The organism is Desulfuromonadales bacterium, assembly GCA_035620395.1.
Classification (GTDB): Bacteria; Desulfobacterota; Desulfuromonadia; order Desulfuromonadales; family DASPGW01; genus DASPGW01.
Genome location: DASPGW010000275.1, coordinates 1 through 3,547, shown reverse-complemented (window position 1 = coordinate 3,547; position 3,547 = coordinate 1). Strand labels below are relative to the sequence as shown.

Here is a 3,547-nt window from a genome sequence, read left to right as displayed (position 1 = left end):
CTGGCATCAGGCGCGGCGCAACCTGTTCGCCGTCGACTGCGTGCCATGGTAGGGCGCTAATCTGGAATCTCCGCCTCGACTATTTTCGCAAGAAGGATGAGAGATTCCTGCCAACCGAGATAGCAAGCCTCGGGAGCTATGGCATCCGGCAACCCTTCTTGGACAATCGTCAATTCCGTTCCGCACGACACCTGCTTCAAGGCGTAAGTCGTTTGCATCTCGCCCGGCAAATTCGGATCGTCAAAGACGTCCGTTACTCGGATTCGTTCATGGGGAGTGAGTTCCAGATACTTCCCGCCGAAGGTGTGGCTCTTGCCCGTTGAAAAGTTTGTGAACGACATTTTGAATGTGCCGCCGACTTTGGCGTCCAGGTGATGCACCTTGGCGGTGAAGCCGTTCGGCGGATTCCACTTCACCAATGCATCAGGATCGAGGACAGCCCGATAAACCTTCTCGGGTGTGGCGCGCAGAACGCGGTGCAGTTTGATGGTGTTTCCCATATTTCGCTCCTTTCCGGCACGTCTGCAAGGGGAAGATTCCGCTGGCGAACTACATCAAGTATAGACAGTCTGTATAAACCGGCAAAACAACCCGGTCCGAACGGATTCTTCCCCATTTCAGACAGTCCGGAAATAGGGAGTCAGCTCTGTCCACCACGACGAAAAGATATATTCCCCTCCTCACCTGTAGAATTCCCCCATAATCCCCTCTATCCATAGAGGTATACTTGAAGCAAAAGGAATGTGAAAGTCAAATTCAGACTCTTCGATCCCCCTCTGGCCTACTTCAGGAAAGGAGGTAGGAAATGAGTACCGTTTTAAGAAAATGGGTTACGGGATGGGTGATTCCGTTAGGTTTTTTGGCCTTGATCTCCTGCAGCGGTGGAGGTGGCGGTGACAGCGGCGGCGGCCCCCCTGTCGCGCTGGGCGTGGGCCAGGCAGGCGGAGATGGCCAACAGCTCGGGGACGGACTGCAGCAAGGCTCCTTCCCTCTTCTCGGCGACTTTTTCAATCCACCTCCCGTGGAAGATCATTCCGTATTCACCGGACCGATCGTCGGCCTGGAGTTCTCCGGAGATATTCTCGAAACGCTCACCCCGGCTTTCGAAGGGGCCTTCGAGGGGGCGACCCATGAGGACGCTGGCTTGAACAATGCGCTGCCAGAGGCCCAGCAGACGAGTTCCACCGTCCCCACCAACGGCAAACCGAGCCCTCTTTTCGGCGCCCAGTCCTTCACCCAGCAGATGCTGCGCTTCGAGGAGTTCGGCACCGAGCCGCTCGTCCCGGGGAATTCGACTCCGGCCAGCACCTTCCCGGGGCCTGCTACCGGACCTGCACCCGAGCAAGACCCGGGCAACGTCGCGGCAAGTGGACCGGCCGGCGCGACCCTGGAGGCCTTTCTGTCCGAGGCTGGTATAGCCCCTTTCCCCACGGAGTCTTCGAACACCATAGCGGAGAACCCCTGGAAGGCGGAGATCGAAGGCTTCCTCGGCCGCCCGCTCCACGCTCCCCCCGCCGAAGGGCGGCCACCTGGGCGAGGCTGGGCCCACCAGCGATGGAACGAGTTCTACCCTCAGGCCTTCTTCAAGACTGCCCAGGCCGGCTCCCGGGTGAACGGCGGCTTTCGCGACGGCAGGCAAATGCACCGCTACGCCGTCGGCGAATTCGCTCCCGGCGGGCTCTATCACACCGTCTTTACTTCCTCGGTTCCCGGTGCGCCCAGGTTCGATGGAACCACGAAGGGTCTCGCGATCCGGATCCACCCGCTGATGCCAGTTCAGGAGCACAAGGCCCTGTGGACCTTCGACGGGACCCTGCCGCCAAAACTGCTCATGGCGCGCCATGGGCAATCCATCCTGATGCGCCACTACAACGCGTTGCCCATCGACCCGGCGGCCAACCGCGGTTTCGGGCTGCACACCATCACCACCCACGAGCACAACGGCCACTCCCCGGCCGAGAGCGACGGCTACACCAACGCCTTCTTCTTCCCCGGGCAGTTCTATGACTACCGCTGGCCGCTGCAGCTCGCCGGATACGACACCATCAATACCAGCGCCACCGATCCGCGGGCGGCCTTTCCCTGTGCGCCGGGGGAAACCCTCTTCGTCAACGACGCCAACCCGGGGCTGAAGACCTGCGAAAACGGCTCGATCAAAATCCGCGGCGACTGGCGCGAGACGATGAGCACCCACTGGTTCCACGACCACATGCTCGACTTCACGGCGCAGAACGTCTACAAGGGCAACGCCGTGATGATGAACTACTACAGTGCCCTCGATCGCGGCAACGAGGCCTTCGACGATGGCGTCAACCTGCGCCTGCCGAGCGGCACGGCGCTGCCCTGGGGCAACCGCGATTACGACGTCAACCTGCTGGTCGCCGACAAGGCCTGGGACAGCCAGGGGCAACTCTGGTTCAACATCTTCAACCTCGACGGCTTCCTGGGCGATCACGTGCTGACCAATTGGCAGTACCATCCCTTCTTCGAGGTGCGCGCCCGCAGTTATCGCTTCCGCATCCTCAACGGCGCGGTGGCCCGCTACTTCGCCTTGGCTCTGGTGCAGAAAGTCGCGGGCGAGGGGGGCGAGATCCCCGGCCCGCCTGGCTCCGGTCTCTCCTACAACCGGGTCCCCTTCCACCTGATCGCCAACGACGGCAACATCATGGAGCATGCGGTCCCCTTCGACGGCACCAGGGACCTCGACGGCGACGGCGATTTCCTGGAACATAAGGGTCAGCTTCCGGCCCAGTCGATCGGCGAGCGCTACGACATCGTCGTCAACTTCGCCAAGCACGGCATCCGGCCCGGCGACCAACTGTACTTCGTCAACATCTTCGAACACACCGACGGGAAGCGCGCCGGCGACAAGATCCCGCTGGAGGCGATCCTGTCCGGGCAATACAAACCCCAGATGGCGGACGATGACGGCGACGGCGTGGCCGACCGCTGGGCTGGCGGCGACCCGGCCGTGGGCGGGTTCCTGGAACTGCGGGTTGTGGCCTACGCGGGCCAGGACCTCTCCATGCACCCCGGCGATTACGAACCTGGCAAGAAAAAGATGATCCCGCTGCCCATCAATCGCGACGACCCCGCCGACCAGGCGAAGCTCGCCAACGCCCGGCATCGCACCTTTACCTTCGGTCGCTCTTCCGGTACGGACGAGGCCCCGTGGACCATCAAGACCAATGGAGACGGCAGCTTCAAGGCCGACACCAGACGGGTTTCGGCGGCGCCCCAGTTGGCCACCGGCCCCACGGAAGCGGGCTTCAGCGGGGATGGCACGCTGGAGATCTGGAGGATTGTCAACGGCGGGGGGTGGAGTCACCCGATCCACGTCCATTTCGCCGAAGCGGTCATTCTCAGCGTAGATGGGAAAGCGCCGCCGGAATGGGAGAAGTGGGCGCGCAAGGACATGTTGCGGATCGGCCCCGAGGATGACGGTGCCGATGTCATCGAAATCGCCATGCAGTTCGGGGAGTTCGCCGGGAGCTATGTGGAGCACTGCCACAACACCCAGCACGAAGACCACGCCATGCTGCTGCGC

At 62.0% G+C, this 3,547-nt stretch carries 2 protein-coding genes; one reads left to right on the top strand and one right to left on the bottom strand.

The genetic code is table 11. The features are described from left to right. Window positions 1-56: 56 nt before the first annotated feature. Window positions 57-500: an SRPBCC family protein gene (locus tag VD811_15160; protein HXV22322.1), complete on the bottom strand. Its 444-nt coding sequence runs from the start codon at window positions 498-500 to the stop codon at window positions 57-59. 305 nt (window positions 501-805) lie between these two features. On the opposite strand from VD811_15160, the gene VD811_15155 reads away from it, so the two are divergent. Further along, window positions 806-3,547, top strand: a 2,742-nt coding sequence (locus VD811_15155) for a multicopper oxidase domain-containing protein (GenBank protein HXV22321.1), incomplete at its 3' end; no start/stop codon positions are given.

Excerpts from the sequence above, each read along its gene's own strand:
- VD811_15160 (HXV22322.1), bottom strand. The coding sequence starts at position 500 with ATGGGAAACACCATCAAACTGCACCGCGTTCTGCGCGCCACACCCGAG.